Consider the following 21,920-nt stretch of genomic DNA (forward strand, 5'->3'; position numbering starts at 1 on the left):
AAGTAGGAGGGGAATCAAACAGTTGGGTCAAGAGATCCTTTGACCCATCTAACTCGGCGAATGCCGAGAGTCTATATAAAGAAGAGGAGGAATGCGAGTGGTACAATTCGTTGAATGGCTGAATGGCGTATTGTGGAGTTCTCCCATGATTTACCTTGCCATTGGAATTGGTGTCTTATTTTCCATCATGACCCGTTTCATGCAACTTCGTCTTATAAAGGATATGTTTAAGCTATTATTCTCCGGAAAAAGTTCAGAAGCCGGAATATCATCTTTCCAGGCTTTGTCGGTTGCGCTTTCTGGACGTGTCGGGACAGGAAATATTGCCGGAACAGCCACGGCAATTGCTTTCGGGGGGCCGGGTGCGGTCTTTTGGATGTGGGCGATTGCATTTCTTGGTGCCAGTACGGCTTATGTAGAATCGACCCTGGCCCAAATTTATAAAGTAAAGCAGGACGGGGAATATCGCGGAGGTCCTTCCTACTATATTGAAAAGGGGATGGGGCAAAAGTGGTATGCAGTGATTTTTGCAGTTGCAACCGCTGTGGCGATGGCGTTTCTGATGCCGGGGGTACAGGCAAACTCCATTGCAAGTGCCCTTCATAACTCTTTTGGGATCAATACTCTTATAACCGGTATTTTTATTGTGTTACTATTGGGCTTTATCATCTTTGGGGGCATCAAAAGAATTGCTGCAACCGCACAATTGGTTGTCCCTTTTATGGCCATTGGCTACGTACTTGTTTCATTCATTGTTATCGCCTTTAACATTACGGAATTGCCAGCTGTCATAGCCTTAATATTCAAAAGTGCTTTTGGGCTTGATTCCGCCTTCGGTGGCATACTTGGAATGGCGGTCTCCTGGGGAGTAAAAAGGGGGATATATTCCAACGAAGCCGGCCAGGGTTCCGGCGCTCACGCTGCCGGTGCGGCCGAAGTATCACATCCTGCCAAACAGGGGATCGTCCAGGCTTTTTCCGTTTATATTGATACGATTGTTGTTTGTTCTGCTACCGCTTTTATGATTATTATTACAGGGATGTACAATACGGTTCGGCCGGACAATTCCTATATTGTCAAGCGCCTTGGTGATATGGAGCCGGGACCGGGTTATACACAGGCAGCCGTAGAGACTGTACTGCCGGGTTTCGGGTCAGGCTTTGTTGCCATTTCACTCTTTTTCTTCGCGTTTACGACCATTATGGCCTACTACTATATTGCATTGCCGAGACAAACATCGCTTATTTAACGAGGGGAAGGAACGGAAAAATTGCGATGTTTTTCGTAAAAATCGTTTTGCTGGCAGCTTCTTTTTACGGTTGTATCAGGACGGCCAAAGTGGCCTGGGATCTGGGGGATATCGGGCTTGGCCTCATGTGCTGGCTGAACATGATAGCCATCCTGATTATGTATAAACCCGCCATGATCGCTTTGAAAGACTACGAGGAGCAGAAAAAACAAGGAATAGACCCTGTCTTTGACCCCAAGAAGGTAGGCATTAAAAACGCCGACTTCTGGGAGAGCGACGACTTTAAGAAAAGAGATGTCAGTTAAGATGCTGCCAGGCTGTTTGAACAGCCTGGCAGTTCTTTTTTTTTTGCCAGCGAACTTTCATTTTTGGATAAAAGGAACAGGGATCTTATAAAAAAGAAAAATTGTGATTGCTGTTTAATTCGACCCTGAAATTTCATGTGAACTTCATTAAAACATCACAATTTTGCGTTATGCTAAAATGAGATGAAAATGTTTTTACGACAGAAGGTGAGAGAGTGAAGAAGGTCCATCTTCTTTTTATATTGCTGATCTTCCTGACAGGATGCCAGGAGAAAAATTTTGAACCTGTAAAGGAAGATCAAGATTTTGCTGCAACGTTAAATGTACGGGACTTTAGCATACATTTTTTAGATCAAAACGGAAATAGGTTTGCCCGCTGGGAACTGGACAAAACATACACGGGTGCAAAACTTTTGCCTGACGGAGATACGTTATTATTATTCGGGCCGGAGCTTGAAGCAGTCGATTTCTATTCGTTGAAAACGGGAAAGCGCCAGCACTCATTTAAGACTGGAAAAGGAATTGTGAACGGAATCTATTTAGAACACAACTCGGATTTTGCCTTCGCTGACAAGGAAAGAAACGAAGTCCGTTTTTTTGATCAGGACGGCAAAGAAATCAAGCGTGTTAAAACAAAGCCCTATCCGCTTGAAATGGAAGCGGATGGCCGGCATATATATGTTGCCTCTTTTAAAGGAAAAACACTGGCTTTCATCAATGCAGACGATTATTCAATCGAGAAGGAGATTCCCATTCCGGCATCAAGCACCGGCATGCTGCTCCGGCACAAGGATGATGAGCTATGGATTGGTGGTCATGGTGAAGGTACGAAGCCGCAATCTTCCATTGCCGTCTATTCCTTAAAGACACATGAATTGAAGGAGAAGATTCCCGCTCCGCTGATGCCTGTTGATTTTCATGAAAACCAATACGGATTGTATGCACTGAGCCATGGAACGAATAGGCTGTACCGCTTTGATTTCAACAAAAAGCTCAGCGGCCAAACGGAAGTAGGGGTAAATCCGTTTGCGATCGATTTCTTTGCCGGAAAATTAGTCATTGCCGGTTTTGACAGTGACGAAGTTTATTGGGTTGACCCCGAGACACTTGAGATTGAGGGCAAAACCAAGGTGGGAAAAGGTCCATTCATTATTTTTACTCGCGAGAAGGTGGAATAATGGTACATGTTCTGATTGTTGACGATGAAGAAGATATGAGACATTTGATTTCAATGTACTTGCAAAATTCCGGCTATAAGACTTCCGAAGCGGAAGGATACGAGGAACTGTACAGTTGTTTATCCAAGGAAAACATCGATCTCATTTTGCTCGATATCATGCTTCCCGACAAAGACGGTTTTGAGATTTGCCGGGAGCTTCGCGAAAAGAGCGAGATCCCCATTATTTTTTTATCGGCAAAAGGGGAAGAATGGGACAAGGTAAAAGGCCTGAAGCTTGGCGGGGATGATTATATGGTGAAGCCTTTTTCTCCCGGTGAGCTTGTTGCAAGAATTGAAGCTGTTTTAAGAAGAACTTCATATCAGAAAAATAATGAGCCGAAGATCGGAATGGGGAGCTATTTGCTGGATGTGGAAAGGAGAAAGCTCAAGGTGTCAGGCCGGGAGGTAGAGCTGACATTCAAGGAATTTGAGCTTTTAAAAGTGATGATGAGCGAACCGGGAAAGGTATTTTCAAGGGAAGCCCTGCTCGATCGGGTGTGGGATCTGTCTTACCAGGGAGGCCCGAGAACGGTTGATACCCATATTAAAACCCTCCGGATGAAGGTTGGAGAAGATGCAGGGCGCTGCATTCAAACGGTATGGGGATACGGCTACAAATTCGAGGTACCCAGATGAGCTTATCCCGAAAACTATCCTTTGCCCTATTAATAGCCTTTCTGGTTTCCATTGTTTATGCTTCTTTATTTTCGTATATGTTATATGAAGGGTTATATGTTAAAAATTTGAAAACAGATATGCTTCAAACCGGAAAACGGCTCGCTCTTTCATATGAAGGGGGCGCCGTACGGGACTCATTGATTAACGAAATCAACGGATTCGGGGAAAAATCACAATTTGAAGTTTTTGCTGTGAAAAATCCGCGCGAGTTAAGCATGTGCCTGCCCTTTGAAATAGATTACAACGCTTTGATCAGTGGGGAGGACCGGGAAAAACTGTTAACGGGTTCACCTGTTTATAAAAAAGGCCACGTGAAGCGGCTTGGCAGGGATGTCATTTCGGTCGCCGTTCCGCTGCTTGACGGCAAAAGGCTTGAAGGCATTATTTATTTGTATTATCCGTTGGAAAATTTAAGTGAAATGACTTTGCGATATTCGGCTTATTGGCTAGTGGGGGCATTCCTGTTTTTGCTCGTTGCCCTTACTTTGGGGAATAAATGGCTGAAAAAAACGGTAAAACCATTAATCGAAATGAAAAATGCGGCACGGGAGCTGTCTTCCGGCAATTTGGCTGTAAGGGTAGCCAATTACCATGATGATGAGATTGGCCAGCTTGCCAAAACGTTCAATGAAATGGCCGAGTCCGTTCAAAAAGAAGATGAGCGGAGGAAGGAATTTTTGGCCAATGTCTCACACGAGCTGCGCACGCCGCTCAGTTATATGAAAGGATACATGGAAGCGATCCAAACAGGTGTTGCAAAAAAAGAAGACATAGAACAATATGAAAACATTATTTGGCGGGAAACGAACAGGATGGAACGCCTTGTGGATGATTTGCTTGACCTTGCCAAGTTTGAATCACGGGAGTTTTCTTTAAAGATGGCGCCGATTCCACTTGCACAAACGGTTGAGGAGTCAATCAACAAAGTCAAACACAGAATGGCCGAAAAAGGGATCGAACTGGAACGTTTCCTCAATTACGAATTAATTGTGGAAGCCGACGAAGAGCGGCTCATCCAAATGTTGATGAATGTATTGGATAATGCCATCAACTATACTGATACCGGAGGGAAAATAAGCGTTTCGCTTGCAATGGAGGACAGCAGCTTCGCTGTCATTACAATCTCCGATACGGGACAGGGAATTCCCGAGGCGGATTTGGCCAAAATAACGGAGCGCTTTTATCGCGTTGATAAAGCGAGAACGCGCAAGCAGGGCGGTACGGGGCTGGGGCTGGCAATTGTAGACAGGCTGGCGAAGCTGCATGGAGGAACGATGGTGATTGCTAGCGAGGTTGGAAAAGGCACTTCCGTTTCGATCAGGCTGCCGCTCGTATAACCAAATTTCTATATTTGGTAACGCAGATTTCACATCGTTTACACATAATGGTGTTACATTGGGTTTGTGGCAAGTACAATGGAGTTGGGGGTAAATCAATTGAAAAAGAAACGATCGTTTTTAGTATGGGCTTTTGCCATTGGATTATTGGGGGCGTGCGGAAACGCCCAAAATGAGAGCGGCGGAACAAACGACGAGGTTCCCGATATGCTTGAGGTACAGCTTGAAGGCCCTGATACTGCGGATGTCAATGAAAAAGTGGTCTTTACAGCTTTGGTCACGCAAGGTGATGAAAAAGTAAAAGATGCTGATGAGGTGGAATTTGAGATATGGGAAGAAGGAAAAAAAGATGAGGGAGAAATGATTGAAGCGAAAAACAACGAAGATGGCACTTATGAGATGGAAAAAGCATTTGACAGAGACGGGGAGTTTACCGTACAGGTTCACGTAACCGCCCGCGGCATGCACAACATGCCGAAAAAGTCGATAACCGTTGGTGAGGGGGCTGCGGATGAACATGAACATGGGGAACATGCCCATTCCGACGAATTCAGCATGCACTTTATGAAGCCGGATGATTTGCACAAAGGGAAAGAGTCCAGTCTGACAGTCCATTTGGAAAATGGGGGAAAACCATTGGAAAAAGCGCGCGTCCGCTTTGAATTATGGCATGAAAAAACCTCCGATCAGCACGACTGGGTTGATGCAGAGGAAGTAAAATCCGGCGAATACAGTGGAATCTACTCCTTTAAAGAAGAAGGAAAATATACGGTACAGATCCATGTGGAAGGTGAAGGCGGTTTACATGAACACGAAAAACATGAATTGGAAGTAAAATAAACAGAACCCGGGCGGATCGCGCCCGGGTTTTTTCTGCTTATATTGGGATTCGTGAATTCGTGCAAATCATTCGGAACTCGTACATATTTTTTGAATTTCGTGCCAATCGCCTTACAATCCCATTTAATTGCACACGGAATTTTCAACGTGATAGTTGACGCGGAGTCCCTGAACATCCAATTTCACCAACTGGACGGAGTAGTCGGGAAGCATCGTTTGTAAATGGTTCACGATCGTTTGTCCGACTCCTTTAGGAGCAAAGGAGATCATCGTTGGGCCTGCGCCGCTGATGACGGTTCCGTATGCCCCGAGCTGTTTCGCCTCGCGGCGGATCTCGGCGTAATTCGGAATAAGGGAAGCACGGTACGGTTCATGGAATAAATCCGCTTCCATCATGCGTCCTGCCAGCTCATAATCCCCTGACAGGAGGCCGGCCACCATCATGTTGCCGATACTGCTCGCGGAAGCCGCACAGCTTCGTGAAAATTGTTCCGGCAATACTTTTCTTGCTGCTTCCGTTTTTAACTCAAAGCCCGGGATGTATAATACGAGATCCAGGTCAATATTGGCAGCTTGAAAATATTCGATATGTTCATCAGAAGGCGTTGCCGTGATGACGAGCCCGCCCAGCAAGGCAGCCGCCACATTGTCGGGATGCCCTTCCAATTTGGCAGCCCACTGCAGTTTTTCCTGCTCGTTTAAATCCAGTTTGCAAAGCTGGTTGGCCAGTTCAATGCCTGCAACGACTGCCGAAGCGCTGCTCCCCATGCCGCGTGCCAGAGGAATGTCACTTTCCACCATGATTTTGCATGGAGGAAGCAAGGCGCGGTATTCGCCAGCCAGCTTCCCGGCAATGTTAAAAATAAAATGATCTTCCGCAGAAGGAGCCTGCGGAAGATGCACAGAACGGTGCTCAAATAACCACTCTTCATTCGGTGTAACGTGCAGTGTCAAATAACGGTTCAATGCCATTCCTGCGGAATCAAATCCGGGTCCGATATTGGCAGAGCTGGCTGGGACCGTAATGGTCAAACAGTTCATGCTTTAACCACGCCTTTAATATAGTCAATGATCACTTCTTCATCATTCGGCAAGACTACAGGATCATATTCGATTTGCGAAATGGCCGTCTGCGGATCTTTTAATCCGTTTCCGGTTAATACTGCTGCGACTTTGCTTCCTTTTTCAATTTGGCCGTTTTTCACTTGCTGGATCACGCCGGCAATGGAGGCGCAAGAACCTGGTTCTGCAAATACACCTTCCAATTTCGGAAGAAGCTGAAATGCTTCCAAAATTTCGGCATCCGAAACGGACTCGATTATTCCGCCGGATTCATCACGTGCTGCAACGGCAAGGTTCCAGCTTGCAGGATTTCCGATGCGGATGGCCGTTGCCACGGTTTCCGGATCGGTGATCACCCTGTTTTGAACGATGGCTGCCGCGCCTTCCGCTTCGAAGCCGAACATTGTCGGAAGTCCGGTTTGCTTTGCTTCGTTATATTCCTTGAAACCTTTCCAATATGCGCTTATATTTCCGGCATTTCCAACCGGGATGGCCAAAATGTCGGGAGCGGATCCAAGCTGGTCGCAAATTTCAAATGCCGCCGTTTTTTGTCCTTCAATCCGGTACGGATTCACGGAGTTAACGAGCGTCACCGGTGCTGATTCACTCACAGTTCGGACAATGTGCAAGGCTTCGTCGAAGTTTCCCTCGATTTCAACGATTTCGGCACCATACATTATTGCCTGCGCAAGCTTCCCGAGTGCCACTTTCCCGTTCGGGATCACGATGATTGCCCTGATGCCGGCTTTCGCTGCATATGCTGCTGCGGCAGCTGATGTATTGCCCGTGGATGCACAAATGATCGATTTGCTGCCATCTTCCACGGCTTTGGCAACTGCCATGACCATTCCGCGGTCTTTAAAAGATCCGGTCGGATTGGCACCTTCTATTTTTCCATACAGTTCGATTCCCAATTGCTCTGATAAATGGGCCAGATGCACTAAAGGCGTATTGCCTTCCTGAAGCGTAAGCGCTGGTGTTTGATCTGTAACAGGCAAGTAGGATTGATATTGTTTAATCAGGCCCGGCCAATTCATTGTGTTCCATTCCCCTCTACTCGATAGTAACTGATGACATCTTTTACAACGGGGAGATCCCTCAATTTCATCAGTGCTTTCTGGAAGTTTTCCAATGAAACGGTATGGGTAACAATGATAATTTCTGCCAATTCTCCTTTATTGAGCGGTGTTTGTAAGATTTTCTCAAAACTGATGCCCAATTCGTTGAACAGGGTTGTGATATTGGAAAATGCCCCTACTTCATCCGCTAAATGGAGGCGGAAATAAAACTGTCCATACCGCTCCTGAGGTGATTTTAGCACACTTTTAAACCTGGGCGCTACAACGCTTTTTCCATTTACGCCAAGTCTCATGTTTTTGATGACCGCTACAACGTCGGCCATCACTGCAGTGGCTGTTGGCAAACTGCCTGCACCAGGCCCGTAGAACATCGTTTCCCCGACCGCTTCTCCTTTGACGTAAATGGCATTATATTCATTCTTGACAGAGGCTAACGGGTGGTTTTTTGCCAGGAAAGTCGGCTGGACAGTGACTTCCACTTTTTTATCGTCAATTTGCGCCATCCCGATCAGCTTCATCGTATATCCCAATTTTTGGCCATAATGCAAGTCTTCCAATGAAAGGCTGCTGATTCCTTCTACTTCCACATCATCAAGGGAAACATTCGTTGAGAATGCAAGTCTCGCCAAGATGGCCATTTTTCTGGCGGCGTCCAAACCTTCCACATCGGCTGTAGGATCCGCTTCTGCAAATCCCAGTTCTTGCGCTTTTTTCAGGGCTGTTTCATATGACTGGCCTTCTTCGTCCATTTTTGTCAATATGTAATTCGTCGTGCCATTGACAATGCCCATCACTTTTTTCAAACGATCCGATACAAGGCCTTCCGATAATCCTCTTAAAATCGGGATGCCTCCGCCGACACTCGCTTCGTAAAACAGGTCAACCTGATTTTGCGCTGCCGCTTCCAGCAATTCCGGACCGTAAAGAGCGATTAAATCTTTATTGGCCGTAACTACATGTTTTTTCGCCTGGATGGCCTTCATAATATGTTTCCGTGTCTCTTCGATACCGCCGATTACTTCCACAACAAGATCGATGTCGGGGTCTTGCAGTACATCATCCGGGTTGGAGGTGAGGAATGTTTGCCCGATTTGAATATCCCGTTCTTTTTCAGTGTTTCTTACGAGAATGCTTTTTACTCTTACTTCACATCCTACTTGATGCTGCAGCTCTTCCTGATGATTTTGAATGAGCTGGACAACTCCGGAACCAACCGTTCCCAAACCCAATAATCCGATAGATACATAGTCTTTCATTTTTCCTCACCTTTCTGTGTGTCTGTAAAAAACATTTGTTTTTATATAGTAGACATTTAAAGGTAAAAAGTCAAGGGTTTTTTAAACCTGTTTTTGCTGTAAAATGAACATATTGTGTCATATCCAAAAGAGGAATTCCATAGTTCTTCTAGAAATATAATGGGAAGAACGAAGCAAAAGGGGGAGTCCCATGGGACCAACTGAAATTAACAGAGAGACGGCGATCAACGGGGGCCCGAAGAAATGGAGCAGAAAAAAACTTGTCTACAGTACCCTGGCAGTCTTGCTATTATTGATTGCCGCCGCCTGTATTGCCATTTCAATATATGTCGGCACCAATTTAACAAAGCCGGCCAAAAAGCCGATAGATATATCACCAAGTGATTATGAAATGGATTATCAGGATATCGAATTCTACAGCAATGATGCGAAAACGAAACTGGCGGGCTGGGTGCTTGAGCCTCCCGTTCCGGCCAAAATGAACGTTATTTTTGCCCACGGCTATAAAGGTAACCGTTACGAAGAGAATATTCCGTTTATGCCGCTGGCCAACAATTTGCTCGCAAAAGGATACCGGATTGTGATGTTTGATTTCCGATATGCCGGAGAATCGGAAGGGGACATGACGACCGTCGGCGTTAAAGAAAAGCTCGATCTGCTGGGGGCAATTGATTGGACAGCCGCCCATTATGACGAGCCGATCGGTCTTTTGGGAATATCGATGGGGGCGTCTACATCGATACTGGCGGCAGCAGAATCGGAGGATGTGGCTGCAGTCGTTGCAGACAGCCCGTTCAGTGATTTGCATGATTACTTGCAACAAAATATGCCGGTCTGGACCGACTTGCCGAATTTTCCTTTTACACCGCTGATCCTGAATATTATTCCCATGATGGCAGACATTGATTTGAAGGGAGCCAGCCCGATCAGCGTGTTGGATAATGTCGCTCCGCGTCCCGTATTATTTATCCACAATAAAGGGGATGATTCCATTCCCTACACGGAAAGTGAAAAAATGTACAAAAAGCACCCTGAAGCATTTTCGTTTTGGCTCACAGAAGGAGACGGCCATGTCAAATCTTTTGAACAATATTCAGAGGAATATGTAGAAAAGGTGAGTACTTTTTTTGATGGGGTGCTGCAACAATAAAAATGATTCTGAGAAATGAGTGAACATTTTGGAGGAACAGGCAAAGGAACTAAGAAGAATACGGATTGCATTGATTTTTTTGGTGATTGTTACCCTGTTTACTGCGGGAAGGTCGGATGTTGATGTCGACTTTCCTTACGAGGATAATGAAGTGAGTGTCACACAGGAACATGTTGTTCAGCTGGGAGACGGCCGCTTTGGCGTCCTGGATTATGGGCATTTGCAAATATATGAGTATGATCCGGATCAAAATAAAGTAAAGAAAGTAAAAGAAGTATCGCTTGAAGAACTAGATGAATGATTGGGTGTAGTAACAGTGAGTGAAAACATTTCAATGGAACCCGTGAACAAACAATTTTTTCAACAACCAACGCTTCAACTGGCCCGGTCGCTTTTGGGCTGCCTTCTTGTAAAGGAGACTAAAGAAGGGCTGTCTGCCGGTTATATCGTGGAGACAGAAGCCTATAAAGGCCCGCATGACCGTGCGGCGCACAGCTATGGCAACAGACGGACGAAGCGTACGGAAATCATGTTTGGCCAGGCAGGACGTGTGTACACATACACGATGCACACGCATTGTCTGATCAATGTGGTCAGTGCAGGCATTGATGAGCCCGAAGCCGTATTGATCAGGGCATTGGAGCCTTTTGCAGGCATTGATTTGATGAAAAAGAGACGCCCAGTCGATCAAATGAAGAACTTGACAAACGGTCCCGGCAAATTGACAAAGGCCATGGGGATCACAATGGAGGACTACGGCCGGAAGCTTTATGAGCCGCCGCTATATATTAGTGAAGGCAAGTCTCCGGCCGAAATTGAACAAGGAACAAGAATCGGCATCCACAATTCGGGTGAGGCGCGCGATTATCCATGGCGTTTTTGGATGAAGGGAAATCCATATGTATCAAAATAATTCTTGTGGCAAGAACTTTCTTTTCGAAGGTTCTTTTTTTATGAACTGTATTAAGATAAACTTCATCTTTTTAAATAATTGTATGTATTTTATCCAACCAACGTTGAATGACTTCCGGCGCCGTTTCTCCTACAATAGTGTCCCCCCTGCGCTTTCCAATCTAGGCTACTTTCCACTTCCTTTTTCTTTCAGGTTTGATACATCTGATCAATAGCATAACGGATAATAGCAGAATTTGTTACTTTTCCGATCTGCCTGGTATCCAATGTTTTCTTTATTGCAGCTGAATGCAACGGAGGACCGCGCACAATTCATCTTCAACCATCTTTTTCAAAAATGGGTTTGACATGTATGTTTGTATTAGTGTACTATATTATTAATACACTAATACAAAGCTGGAGGTAAAACATGACTGCTTTTATTGGATTGCTGAAAAAAGATTTAGGCCTAATGAAATTTTGGTACATGATTTGGCTTGCGTTCATGTTTCTTGGGATGATAGGAATATATGCGCTCTCCGTGTATACAGCGGAGCCGAACATATCTGTCCCTTTTCTTGTAACGATGGCCGGTTTTCATGTGTTTCTTGCACCGATCTCGCTGCTTTATATTCTTAATCTTGAAGGGAAAACACAGCTCTGGCTCTACAACACTCAAAGCAGTATAAAATTATTGTTATCGAAAATCAGTACAGCAGCAATAATTCAGATGGTTGCGCAAATCTTCATCTCTTTATATGCCCTTTTTGTCATGAAGGTGTTGCAAAATCAAGGATTGATTGACCGCTTCAGCGATTTGCTCCCTTTTCAACAGGGCTTTTATATGCAGATGGGGATTTTTGGAATATCGATGTATATATCAGTCTGGGTTATTTTCCTTTGGACGGTATACCATTCACTTGGAAAATATCCGGCTATTCGAAAGTTCCGCTGGCTTGCAGTCATTCTTGTTTGGTTTGCATACAATTTGCTGGAATTTTTCCTTGTTAAAACAAAACTTTTTAAAGATGAGTTGTTCTCTTTCAGCATTAACGTAAATATTGCGCCTAAGATGGATTATGAAGTGAAAGACGGCTGGCATATCTTGTACACCGATGCTTCTGTCCCGATTATGACAATCACATTGTACGTCATAGTGTCCATCATCGTTTTCCTCCTATCCAGTTGGCTGCTTGACAGGAAAGTCGAGGTGTAAAAATGTCTAAAGACTTTGAAGCATCAAAGCCGATTTATATACAAATTACGGAAAAGATTTTTCAAAGAATCATTCGCGGTGAGATCAAGCCTGGAGAAAAACTGCCCTCCGTAAGGGAAATGGCTGTACAGTCGGGTGTCAACCCAAATACGATTCAAAGGGCGTATACGGAAATGGAAAGGATGGGTGTTGTGGAGACAAAGCGCGGGCAAGGAACATTTGTCATCGAGAGAGAAAGCATCGTGGATGAATTGAAGCACTCCATGCAAATGGAAGTGATCGGCCAATTTGTAAAAAGCATGGAAGAATTGGGATTTACGAAACAGCAAATGGTGAGCGGATTGAAAAATTTCTTGGAAGAGGGTGACCAAAGTGACAATTGAACTGAACGGTGTAACGAAAAAATACGGTTCGGAAAAAGCGTTGAACAATGTCACATTGCATTTTGAACCTGGCAAAATTTACGGGCTGCTCGGCCCGAACGGCAGCGGAAAGTCCACCACATTGAAATTGATCACGGGCCTTGTCTATCCGAACAGCGGAACAGTGACGGTGTTACAAGAGAAGGTCACTAGAAGGATCAGCAAAAAAGTTGCGTACCTGACGGAACTTGATATGTTCTACGATTCTTTTACCACAGGGAAAATGATCGATTTCTACGACTCTCAATTTCCCGATTTTGACAAGGAAAAAGCATTTCAGCTTTTGAAAGAAATGGGGCTGCCGGAACATAAAAAAATCAAGCAGCTTTCCAAAGGGAACAGGGGAAGGTTGAAGCTGGTTCTCACATTGGCGAGGGACGTTCCGGTAGTGCTGCTTGATGAACCGTTTTCCGGCCTTGATCCGATGGTGAGAGATTCGATTGTCAAAAGTCTGCTGACCTACATTCATTTTGAAAAACAGACCGTCATCATCGCCACCCACGAAATTGACGAGATCGAACCGCTCATGGATGAAGTCGTCGCTATCTATAACGGAGATATTATCGGCCGGGAAAATGTAGAATCCCTTCGGGAAAAACAAGGTTTATCTGTGTTGGAGTGGTTTAAATCAACAATGGAAAAACAGGGAAAGGGTGTGTAATGCAGATGACAGCCGTTGTTGAGTTGAAAAATGTAACGAAAACGATTCGGGGGAGAAAAATCATCGATGATCTGAGCTTTGAAGTCGAAGCTGGAGAAGTGTTCGGGTTTTTAGGCCCAAACGGCGCAGGGAAAACGACAACGATCAGAATGATCGTCGGATTGATCGGGATGACGTCGGGCGAAATTGCGATCTGTGGAAAGAGCATCCGAAAAGATTATGAGGGTGCCATCAGCCGTGTAGGCGCGATCGTTGAAAATCCGGAGCTGTACAAGTTTTTAACCGGTTATCAAAACTTGCAGCAGGCCGCACGGCTGACAAAAGCCATCACGAAAGAAAAAATTGATGAGGCAGTAAGCCTTGTAGGGTTGACAGAAAGAATCCACGATAAAGTCAAAACCTATTCTTTGGGGATGAGACAGAGGCTGGGAATTGCCCAAAGCCTCCTGCATGATCCGAAAGTACTTATACTGGATGAACCGACGAACGGGCTTGATCCGGCCGGTATCAGGGAAATCAGGGACTACTTGAGAAATTTGGCTACGGAAAAAAATCTCGCTATTATCGTCTCCAGCCATTTGTTGTCGGAAATGGAAATGATGTGCGACCGGTTCGCCATTATTCAAAAAGGGAAACTGGTCAATGTTCAAAGCATAGCCAGTGAAGAGGTGGCGTCTGACAAAAAAACGTACTACTGTGATGTGGATAATTGGAATGAAGCCTTAAAATTATTGGCGAGACACGGCATCCAGGGATACAAACACGAAAAAGGCATCCGGATTTTATTGGAAACTTGCCAAATACCGGATGTACTGAGATTGCTGATTGATCACGATCTGCTCGTGTTCGAAATCACCCCCGTAAAGAAATCCCTGGAAGAAAGGTTTCTGGAGATGACAAACACCCCGGAGGTGGCATCCAATGTTTAATTTGATCCGAAATGAATGGGAGAAGATTTTTCGGCAGACCAGCACGTATTTGATGATCGGACTGCTTATCCTGATCTTGATTGCCTCGGGTGCCATAACAAAATATATTGAGGGAAAAGAAAAGGCGCCGTCGAATGAGTGGAAGCAGGAATTGATGGCAGAAAACAAATCGTTGAAGCAGGAGGCCGAAGGTGTACAGATCACGACGCCTTCAACGAGGGAATTCATTCATAAACAGACGGCTATTAATGAATATCGGATAAAAAATAATCTGCCCCCGGCTTCAAAGAGCACGGTCTGGACGTTCATCAATGATTCGACATCCCTGATTCCTTTCGCTGGCTTGTTCGTGCTGGTGATTGCTGCGGGGATTGTTGCCAATGAATTTACATGGGGTACGATCAAAGTATTATTGGTGAAGCCATATAAACGCTGGAAGATATTGCTTGCAAAATATGTTACTGCCAACCTATTCCTGCTCCTCATGCTTTTTATTTTATTTGCCGGCGCGTGGTTGATTGGCGCTTTTCTGTTTGGGATGGGAGAAGCCTCTAACAACGTTCACCTGGCATATGTAAACGGCCAAGTGAAGGAACAAAGTCTATTTTTATATTTGGTCAAATCGTATGCTTTCCATTCTTTGAGCGTCTTTATGCTGGCTGCCATGGCTTTCATGATTTCTGCCGTCTTCAGAAGCAGCGGGCTGGCGATCGGGTTGTCGGTGTTTCTGTTGTTTACAGGCGGGACCGTTACCAATTTATTGGCGAGCAAATTTGAATGGGCTAAGTACAGCCTGTTTGCCAATACGAATCTGATGCAATACATTGACGGAATGCCGATGGTTGAAAGCATGACGATGAAGTTTTCTATTATAATGTTATTGCTCTATTTTTCCGTTTTCCATATCTTGGCTTTTATTTCTTTTACAAGGCGCGATGTTGCGGCCTAATCATATAAAATGGAAAATTGAATCCTTATTCCCATTACAGAATAACTATTAAAATTAATTTCATAGAATAATATTTTATTGGAAATTCCCCCCCTTTTTGGTATATTAGTGTTGTAACGAAAAAGCAAATGAATTGCAGTTTTCCCTCATATAATGATGGGGGAGGCAATTTTTTGCTTAACCGTTACAAAAAATCGAAAAGGGGGATAACTATGAGGATGTCGCGCTTTGCTTTGCTCAGTTTTGTAACCGCATTCATGCTGCTCCTTAGCGGCTGCTTCAGCGGTCAGACTGAGACGGCGCCGGATTCGTCCGAAGATAAAAAATCCGGTGAGGAGCAAAAGTCCGATGGCAAGAAAGTATTAAACCTGAACAACCAAGAAGAGCCGGGATCCCTGCATCCGGGTACGGCGCAAGGAACCCACGATTCATGGGTATTGGAGCATGCTTTTGAAGGATTGACGAAAAAAACGCCGGAAGGTGAAATTGTTCCCGGAATGGCGAAAGATTGGGAAGTCAGTGATGATGGCATTACTTGGACATTCAATCTGAGGGATGATGTGAAATGGTCCAACGGCGACCCGGTAACAGCCCATGATTTTGAATATGCATGGAAATACGCACTCAACCCTGAAACCGCTTCCGACTATGCGCATCAGTTGTATTATCTTGCGGGAGGGGAAGCGTACAACAGCTCCGAAAACAAGGATGAATATGCCGCGTTGGAAGAAAAAGTCGGCGTCAAGGCTTTGGACGATCATACGCTTGAAGTCAAGCTTGCACAGCCTACACCTTATTTCCTTGATTTGACATCTTTTTATACGTATTATCCTGTAAACAAAAAGGTTCAGGAAGAGAATCCCGACTGGGCACTGGAAGCGGAAACGTATGTATCAAACGGGGCTTTCAAACTGACCGAATGGAAACATAAAGACAGCATGAAATTGGAGAAAAACGAAAACTACTACGACAAGGATAAAATCAACTTGGATGAAGTCAATTTTGTCATGATTGAGAATGCTGATACTGCGTGGCAGATGTATCAGTCCGATGAGCTTGACCTCATCTATCCGCTGCCGCAGGATGTCATTCCTGAACTGAAAAGCAAAGGCGATCCAGAATTAGATATTGCTCCGGATTTGTCTCTTTACTATTACAATTTAAACAACGATGTAAAACCGTTTAACAATGTAAAGGTTAGAAAAGCCTTATCGATGGCGATTGACCGGAAGGCACTCGTCGAGCATGTGGCCCAGGGTGGCCAGAAGCCGGCTTATGGCATCATCCCGCCGGGAATTCCGGATGCTGAAGGTGATTTCCAGGAGAACTCCGGAGACTTGTTTAAGGAAGATGTAGAAGAAGCGAAAAAGCTCTTAAAAGAAGGACTTGCCGAAGAAGGCATGGATCAAATGCCGGAATTTACTTTTACTTATAATACGGATGAGGGACATAAGAAAATAGGCGAAGCCGTACAAGAAATGTGGCGCAAAAATTTGGACATCAACGTTACATTGGAAAACGTCGAATTCCAGGTCAAGCTTGACCGGGAAAAAGCGGGCGACTACGAGATTTCCCGCGGCGGATGGCAAGGGGACTATGTCGACCCGATGACCTTCGCTGATCTTTGGGTAACCGACGGCTCGTTTAATGATGCCAACTGGAGCAATAAAGAATATGATAATAATATCAAGCTTGCAAAAACATCCATGGATCCAAAAGAGCGCATGGATGCCTTGCACAAAGCGGAAGAGATTTTAATAGATGAGATGCCCATTATTCCGCTTTATTTCTACACAAAACCTCATACAGTTAAATCATACGTAAAAGGGGTTTATACACCGATCAACCGTTATCCGCAGTTCATTTATGCTGATATTGAAAAATAATCATGTATTCCAAAATCGGGGTATGCCATTTTTGGCATACCTGGTTTTGGTAAAGACGGTTTTTACTTCTTTGCAGCATGTTAAATCATCGAAAAAGCATTGTGAAAGAGGTGTAAACGATGTGGAAATATACGTTAAAGCGTTTATTTTGGGCAATCATAACTGTGTGGGTCATCATTACACTCACCTTTATCATTATGAAAATCATTCCGGGAAATCCATTCGCCAGAGAAGGGCCGATGCCCGAGGCTGTTTATAACAACCTGCAGCGCCATTATAATTTGGATAAGCCGGAAATCGTCCAATATGGCCTTTATTTAAAATCTGTTCTTCAGTTCGATTTCGGCCCATCCATGAAAACAAAATCCATCACCGTTAATGATTATATTCGAAAGGGCTTTCCCGTTTCCCTTCATTTGGGCGTTCAAGCCTTATTGATAGCGATTATATTCGGCTTGATCCTTGGGGTCATTGCTGCGTTGAACAGGAATCGCTGGCCTGACTACTCATCGATGGTCCTTGCCATCATCGGCCTGTCGGTCCCGAATTTTGTTTTGGCTACCTTTCTGATTTATTACGTGGCTGTTCAATGGGATCTTTTGCCGGTTGCTACGTGGAAGTCGTGGTCGCATACGATTCTCCCTTCGATTGCGCTCGCCATGATGCCCATGGCTTATATTGCCCGGTTAATGAGGTCCAGCATGCTGGAAGTGATGAGCCAGGACTATATTTTAACCGCCAAAGCCAAAGGGTTGACTGGCAGTATCATCATTATTAAACATGCGATCCGGAATGCCATTCTTCCTGTCGTGACCGTTCTTGGCATCCTGACCGCCAATCTGGTAACCGGAAGCTTCATTATCGAGCATATATTCGGGATTCCGGGCATGGGGGAAATGTTTGTCAAAAGTATCTTCAGCCGCGATTATCCGGTCATTTTGGGGTCTACCATTTTTTACAGCATTATTCTGATTGCCTTAATCCTTATTGTTGACATTGCCTATACGTTGATTGACCCGAGAATCAAGATCACAAGGGAGAGCAGCTAATGAGTAAGCATGAACTGAATTTGACGGAAGAGATGTTTTTGCCCGCGGAAGACAATTATAAAGAAGCTGAAAAAATTGCAAGGCCTTCAGTTTCCTACTGGTCCGATGTATGGCGCAGACTCGTTGAAAACAAGCTTGCAATGCTCGGACTAATTGTTATTATTTTATTGACGATCATGGCTATTATTGGTCCGCATTTAAACGGATTTACGTATTATGAACAGGACTTTACAAAAAAGAATGTGAGGCCGAATTCCGAACACTGGTTTGGAACTGATTCGGCTGGTAGAGATCTATTTACCCGCAGTTGGTATGGTGCGAGAATTTCACTGTTTATCGGTTTAATGGCTGCGTTGATCGATTTCTTGATCGGTGTTGTATACGGGGGCATTTCAGCCTTAAAAGGCGGCCGCATCGATAATGTGATGATGAGGATCGCTGAAATCCTGTACTCGATTCCTTATTTGCTTGTTGTCATTTTAGTCATGATTGTTATGCAACAGGGGATTTGGCCAATCATTATTGCTTTGTCGATCACAGGCTGGATCCAGATGGCCAGGCTTGTACGGGGCCAGGTTCTGCAATTGAAGGAGCAGGAATTTGTTTATGCGTCCAATGCAATGGGAGCTAAAATGGGCTGGATTTTAAGAAAGCACATGATCCCGAATACACTCGGACCGATTCTTGTCAATATCACCCTTACTGTGCCGACGGCCATTTTTGCTGAGGCCACCTTAAGTTTTCTGGGATTAGGCGTTCAGGCGCCCCAGGCAAGCTGGGGGACGCTTGTGAATGATTCCCTTGGCAGCATCCATGTGGGAAATTTTTATCAATTGTTCATACCATCTATTTTAATATCTTTAACAATGCTGGCATTTAACGTATTTGGCGATGGACTCAGGGATGCGCTTGATCCCAGATTACGAGAATGAGAGAGGTGAAAGATATGGGGAACGTACTGGAAGTAAAAGACTTGCATGTATCCTTTCACACTTATGCCGGAGAGATAAAAGCGGTCCGCGGCGTCAATTTTAACGTAAGAGAAGGAGAGACGGTGGCCATCGTCGGGGAATCGGGCTGCGGGAAAAGTGTGACGGCCAAATCGATCATGAGGCTGCTCCCTTCGCCGCCTGTTAAATATAAACAGGGTTCGATACAATTCCGCGGAAAAGATCTTCTTAATGTAACTGAAAAAGAAATGCAGCGTATCAGGGGCAATCAAATCAGCATGATTTTCCAAGATCCAATGACGTCCCTGAACCCTACAAGCAAAATTGGAAACCAAATTATAGAGGCCATTCTCAAACATAATAATATGAGTAAAAAAGCAGCCGTTGAAAAAGCGATTGAAATGCTCAAGCTCGTGGGAATTCCGCAGCCTGACAAACGGGTGAATCAATATCCGCATGAATTTTCGGGCGGAATGCGGCAAAGAGCCATGATTGCCATGGCGCTGGCCTGCAATCCAAGGCTGTTGATCGCGGACGAGCCGACGACTGCCCTGGATGTGACGATACAGGCCCAAATACTGGAGTTAATGAAAAAAATCCAGGAGGAAACCGGAACATCCATTATCATCATTACTCACGATTTAGGAGTGGTCGCGGAAATGGCCGATCGCGTGGTCGTCATGTATGCCGGCCAGGTGATCGAAAGCGGAACGGTGAAAGAGCTCTTTGCCAAACCTCAACATCCATACACGATGGGATTATTAAATTCAGTTCCGCGTTTGGACATGGATAAAAAACAGCCGCTTGCTCCTATTATCGGTACTCCGCCAGACTTGATCGATCCTCCGGAAGGGTGCCCGTTTTATGCTAGGTGCAAATATGCCATGCGCGTATGTGAACATCATGATCCGGAGCTCGATGAAGTAAGCACAAACCAGTTTGCCGCTTGCTGGCTCCATCACCCGATGGCCCAAAAGAGAGCAAGTGTGTAACAAAGGAGGAAGCAAATGGCACCGCAATTGAAAGAAAAAAAATCTTTTGAACAGGGAAATTCTTCTTCCCCTTTGATTCAAATAAAGAATTTGAAAAAATACTTTACCGTAGGCGATAATAAACTGAAGGCGGTAGACGGGTTAAATTTGGATATATACCCGGGAGAAACTGTCGGCCTTGTTGGTGAAAGCGGATGCGGAAAATCAACTGCCGGCAGAACGATCATCCGATTATATGAGCCTACTTCAGGTGAAGTTTTATATAATGGAAAAAATATTTATCAAAATAATGACCGTGAAATGTCGAAGTTACGGCGGGAAATCCAAATGATATTCCAGGATCCCTATGCGTCACTGAATCCACGAATGACCGTTGAGGAAGTCATCGGCGAGCCGTTCGCAATTCACGGTTTGTTGGGCGGAAAAAAGAAACGTGAGCGCATTAAAGAATTGCTGCGGCTGGTCGGTTTGAATGCCGACCATATCAGCCGCTTTCCCCATGAGTTCAGCGGCGGACAGCGCCAGCGGATCGGCATTGCGCGTGCCCTTGCACTGGATCCGAAATTCATAGTTTGTGATGAGCCGATATCGGCCCTTGACGTATCAATCCAGGCCCAGGTCGTGAACCTTTTAAAAGATTTGCAAAGGAAAATGGGTTTGACGTATTTATTTATTGCCCATGACTTATCTATGGTCAAATATATATCCGACCGCATCCTCGTTATGTATCTTGGAAAAATGTTCGAGCTTGCCGATAGTGAACAGCTGTATGATGACCCATTGCATCCGTACACGAAAGCATTATTGTCATCGGTCCCGATACCGGACCCGGAAGTTAAGCGAGAGCGGATTATTTTAAAAGGCGATGTCCCTAGCCCCATTGACCCTCCAAGCGGATGTGTATTTCGAACGCGCTGTCCGGCCGCCATGGATGTATGTGCCAAGATTGAGCCGGAATGGCAGGAAGTGAAGCCGGGGCATTTTACAGCGTGTCATCTATATCAATAGCGCGGATTGCCAGACCGGGAACGGTATTGGTCAAATATTGGAATATCTCTTAAAATACTTCTTGAAACCTTGCAATCATGCGGATTGTGAGGTTTTTCTTTTGGGTTGCTTATCCTCGCTTCTTTAGAACATTGACTTCAAGCGGATATAAAAGTAAATGAAAGCACATATGAACCAGTATTGCGGCAAATATGCCATTTTCATAAAATTGCCATCCGCAAATAACGCCTACAAGCATATTGCCTATAAATATATAGCTGTACAGGGCAAATGATTTTCCGGCTATTGAGGAACCTGGATAATGCGCCAGGGTAAAAATCAAACTGGATACAACAATCGATGTGAGTACCGATGTTCTTTCTGTTAACATTGATTGCGTGAACCAAAGTAGAAAACTCATAATCCCCCAACGAAAGATGAGCTCTTCAACTACACTTGCATACAAAATTCGAGCAGCAATGCCAATTGAATTTCTATGTTTTTCAATCTTATAAAACGCTTCGCCTAAAAGGGGCCTAAAGAAACCGTAATAGATGAAAAGATGTGTAACCGAACACCCGATGCCTGCTACAGCCGCCTCAACCCAACTGCTCATATAGATATTTTGTGCATTAAGACTGATTTTATTGATTAATGCAGCACCCAGTGCTACAAAAATGCTTAGGAAAACAATTTGTAGCATAATAGCTGCAGCAATCGGCGCTTCTCTTTTTCCCGAAGCCGTTTTATGATTAAGCATGATTGAAGAAATTATAATGCCCGGGACGGAAATAGAAATAAGCGTTAAAAACA

At 44.7% G+C, this 21,920-nt stretch carries 21 protein-coding genes and 1 pseudogene; 18 read left to right on the forward strand and 4 right to left on the reverse strand.

Annotation, left to right across the window (positions count from 1 at the left end; all coding sequences use genetic code 11):
• The first annotated feature begins 91 nt into the window (after positions 1 to 91).
• The 5 genes and pseudogenes from AB1L08_RS10255 (at position 92) to AB1L08_RS10275 (ending at position 5,628) form a co-directional block, all read left to right on the forward strand.
• A pseudogene (locus AB1L08_RS10255) lies at positions 92 to 1,554 on the forward strand (alanine/glycine:cation symporter family protein).
• 215 nt (positions 1,555 to 1,769) lie between these two features.
• Positions 1,770 to 2,732, forward strand: coding sequence for a YncE family protein (locus AB1L08_RS10260; RefSeq protein ID WP_413064559.1), 963 nt, complete (start codon positions 1,770 to 1,772; stop codon positions 2,730 to 2,732).
• A complete protein-coding gene (locus tag AB1L08_RS10265; RefSeq protein WP_413064560.1) occupies positions 2,732 to 3,409 on the forward strand; it encodes a response regulator transcription factor in 678 nt (225 codons plus the stop codon). The genes AB1L08_RS10260 and AB1L08_RS10265 overlap by 1 nt, the downstream gene beginning before the upstream one ends.
• Positions 3,406 to 4,788, forward strand: a complete 1,383-nt coding sequence (locus AB1L08_RS10270; RefSeq protein WP_413064561.1) for a sensor histidine kinase — start codon at positions 3,406 to 3,408, stop codon at positions 4,786 to 4,788. The genes AB1L08_RS10265 and AB1L08_RS10270 overlap by 4 nt, the downstream gene beginning before the upstream one ends.
• 99 nt (positions 4,789 to 4,887) lie before the next feature.
• Positions 4,888 to 5,628, forward strand: a complete 741-nt coding sequence (locus AB1L08_RS10275) for a FixH family protein (RefSeq protein ID WP_413064562.1) — start codon at positions 4,888 to 4,890, stop codon at positions 5,626 to 5,628.
• Positions 5,629 to 5,751: 123 nt separating this feature from the next.
• Here the strand turns inward: AB1L08_RS10275 and thrB are convergent, their stop codons facing one another.
• Genes thrB through AB1L08_RS10290 form a run of 3 tightly spaced genes read right to left on the reverse strand, consistent with a single transcriptional unit; the run spans position 5,752 to position 9,025 of the window.
• Positions 5,752 to 6,669 carry a homoserine kinase gene (gene thrB, locus AB1L08_RS10280; RefSeq protein WP_413064563.1) on the reverse strand — a complete coding sequence of 306 codons (918 nt, stop codon included), beginning with the start codon at positions 6,667 to 6,669 and terminating at the stop codon, positions 5,752 to 5,754.
• Positions 6,666 to 7,727, reverse strand: coding sequence for a threonine synthase (gene thrC, locus AB1L08_RS10285; RefSeq protein ID WP_413064564.1), 1,062 nt, complete (start codon positions 7,725 to 7,727; stop codon positions 6,666 to 6,668). Before thrC ends, thrB begins: the two co-directional genes overlap by 4 nt.
• The gene (locus AB1L08_RS10290; RefSeq protein WP_413064565.1) at positions 7,724 to 9,025 is read right to left on the reverse strand and encodes a homoserine dehydrogenase; all 1,302 of its coding nucleotides are present in this window, start codon (positions 9,023 to 9,025) and stop codon (positions 7,724 to 7,726) included. Before AB1L08_RS10290 ends, thrC begins: the two co-directional genes overlap by 4 nt.
• 190 nt (positions 9,026 to 9,215) lie before the next feature.
• Between AB1L08_RS10290 and AB1L08_RS10295 the strand changes: the two genes are divergently transcribed.
• The 13 genes from AB1L08_RS10295 (at position 9,216) to AB1L08_RS10355 (ending at position 21,128) form a co-directional block, all read left to right on the forward strand.
• Complete coding sequence (locus AB1L08_RS10295; RefSeq protein WP_413064566.1) at positions 9,216 to 10,175, forward strand: alpha/beta hydrolase; 960 nt, start codon at positions 9,216 to 9,218, stop codon at positions 10,173 to 10,175.
• Between the two features lie 28 nt (positions 10,176 to 10,203).
• Positions 10,204 to 10,476 carry a hypothetical protein gene (locus tag AB1L08_RS10300; protein WP_413064567.1) on the forward strand — a complete coding sequence of 91 codons (273 nt, stop codon included), beginning with the start codon at positions 10,204 to 10,206 and terminating at the stop codon, positions 10,474 to 10,476.
• 33 nt (positions 10,477 to 10,509) lie between these two features.
• A complete protein-coding gene (locus AB1L08_RS10305) occupies positions 10,510 to 11,088 on the forward strand; it encodes a DNA-3-methyladenine glycosylase (protein ID WP_413064600.1) in 579 nt (192 codons plus the stop codon).
• Between the two features lie 408 nt (positions 11,089 to 11,496).
• Entirely contained in the window at positions 11,497 to 12,282 is a 786-nt protein-coding gene (locus tag AB1L08_RS10310) for a hypothetical protein (RefSeq protein WP_413064568.1), read from the forward strand.
• A gap of 2 nt (positions 12,283 to 12,284) precedes the next feature.
• Complete coding sequence (locus tag AB1L08_RS10315; RefSeq protein WP_413064569.1) at positions 12,285 to 12,665, forward strand: GntR family transcriptional regulator; 381 nt, start codon at positions 12,285 to 12,287, stop codon at positions 12,663 to 12,665.
• Entirely contained in the window at positions 12,655 to 13,365 is a 711-nt protein-coding gene (locus AB1L08_RS10320) for an ABC transporter ATP-binding protein (RefSeq protein ID WP_413064570.1), read from the forward strand. The genes AB1L08_RS10315 and AB1L08_RS10320 overlap by 11 nt, the downstream gene beginning before the upstream one ends.
• Before the next feature lie 5 nt (positions 13,366 to 13,370).
• The gene (locus AB1L08_RS10325) at positions 13,371 to 14,294 is read left to right on the forward strand and encodes an ABC transporter ATP-binding protein (protein ID WP_413064571.1); all 924 of its coding nucleotides are present in this window, start codon (positions 13,371 to 13,373) and stop codon (positions 14,292 to 14,294) included.
• On the forward strand, positions 14,287 to 15,243 hold the full coding sequence (locus tag AB1L08_RS10330) for an ABC transporter permease (RefSeq protein ID WP_413064572.1): 957 nt from the start codon (positions 14,287 to 14,289) through the stop codon (positions 15,241 to 15,243). The genes AB1L08_RS10325 and AB1L08_RS10330 overlap by 8 nt, the downstream gene beginning before the upstream one ends.
• 212 nt (positions 15,244 to 15,455) lie before the next feature.
• Positions 15,456 to 17,129 (forward strand): peptide ABC transporter substrate-binding protein, encoded by a 1,674-nt coding sequence (locus AB1L08_RS10335; RefSeq protein ID WP_413064573.1) that lies wholly within the window; start codon positions 15,456 to 15,458, stop codon positions 17,127 to 17,129.
• Between the two features lie 119 nt (positions 17,130 to 17,248).
• Positions 17,249 to 18,178, forward strand: a complete 930-nt coding sequence (locus tag AB1L08_RS10340) for an ABC transporter permease (RefSeq protein ID WP_413064574.1) — start codon at positions 17,249 to 17,251, stop codon at positions 18,176 to 18,178.
• Positions 18,178 to 19,110 (forward strand): ABC transporter permease, encoded by a 933-nt coding sequence (locus AB1L08_RS10345; protein ID WP_413064575.1) that lies wholly within the window; start codon positions 18,178 to 18,180, stop codon positions 19,108 to 19,110. The genes AB1L08_RS10340 and AB1L08_RS10345 overlap by 1 nt, the downstream gene beginning before the upstream one ends.
• A 14-nt stretch (positions 19,111 to 19,124) precedes the next feature.
• A complete protein-coding gene (locus AB1L08_RS10350) occupies positions 19,125 to 20,120 on the forward strand; it encodes an ABC transporter ATP-binding protein (protein WP_413064576.1) in 996 nt (331 codons plus the stop codon).
• A gap of 15 nt (positions 20,121 to 20,135) precedes the next feature.
• Entirely contained in the window at positions 20,136 to 21,128 is a 993-nt protein-coding gene (locus AB1L08_RS10355; RefSeq protein ID WP_413064577.1) for an ABC transporter ATP-binding protein, read from the forward strand.
• A gap of 109 nt (positions 21,129 to 21,237) precedes the next feature.
• Here the strand turns inward: AB1L08_RS10355 and AB1L08_RS10360 are convergent, their stop codons facing one another.
• The gene (locus AB1L08_RS10360; RefSeq protein WP_413064578.1) at positions 21,238 to 21,867 is read right to left on the reverse strand and encodes a CPBP family intramembrane glutamic endopeptidase; all 630 of its coding nucleotides are present in this window, start codon (positions 21,865 to 21,867) and stop codon (positions 21,238 to 21,240) included.
• Positions 21,868 to 21,920 lie beyond the last annotated feature (53 nt).

The organism is Siminovitchia jepli, from assembly GCF_047228825.1.
Classification (GTDB): domain Bacteria; phylum Bacillota; class Bacilli; order Bacillales; family Bacillaceae_C; genus Siminovitchia.